The organism is Paracoccus salipaludis (genome assembly GCF_002287065.1).
In the GTDB taxonomy this organism is placed as follows: Bacteria; Pseudomonadota; Alphaproteobacteria; order Rhodobacterales; family Rhodobacteraceae; genus Paracoccus; species Paracoccus salipaludis.
The window spans coordinates 1-637 of the sequence record NZ_NSJZ01000099.1 but is presented as its reverse complement, the minus strand read 5'-3'; the positions used below and the strand labels follow the sequence as shown (position 1 = coordinate 637).

The 637-nt window shown below is 57.6% G+C and carries 1 pseudogene; it reads right to left on the bottom strand.

Annotation, left to right across the window (positions count from 1 at the left end):
- Positions 1–364, bottom strand: a pseudogene (locus CK240_RS17745) (hypothetical protein); the annotation flags it as partial.
- Positions 365–637 lie beyond the last annotated feature (273 nt).

Sequence of the window (637 nt, the reverse complement as noted above, 5' to 3'; positions counted from 1 at the left end):
CGAAGCCATCGCGCATCGTGTTGCCGTTTTCGCTCCGAGCGGCGTAGGACGCGTCGAAGCGCTTGCGCACCTCATCGGCTGGGAACAGGTACACGTCCACGTTCCGGGGGTCCGCCGGGTCGTCCACGGCCGACACCAGCACCAGCTCCACCTCATCGAGTGTCTTCCACCGAGTGCCGCCTTCGACGGGCTGGTAGGCGAACCAGCGGTCGCGCGTGGTGCGCACCGAGACGGTCGAGGTCTTGCCGTCCTTGATGGCGTCGTAGGTGTTGCTCAGGCCGCGGCCGGGTTGCCGCTTGAGGTCGTAGCCGATCCGCTTCGCGCCCTCGATGGCGGCGCCGACCATAAGGCGCCACGAAGCCATGTCGTTGGTGAGTTTCAAACGGTCTCCCATGACTTTTTCCCTTCCCTGTCGGTTACGTCGAACTGATTCAATTACCCTAGAACCTATTACAGAAAAGGAAGAGCGTTTGTCAAACCGTTTGATACCGTATGCCCCAACTATAACCAAACATGACGTAACCAAGCTGTATATCGTTTGTGCCACTGCACAGACCAGGCAGCTGGTTCCGATATTCAGTGCAAGGCAGGGTTTGGTCTCACAAATCTGTTGCCAATTTCTTAATCTTATTGAATC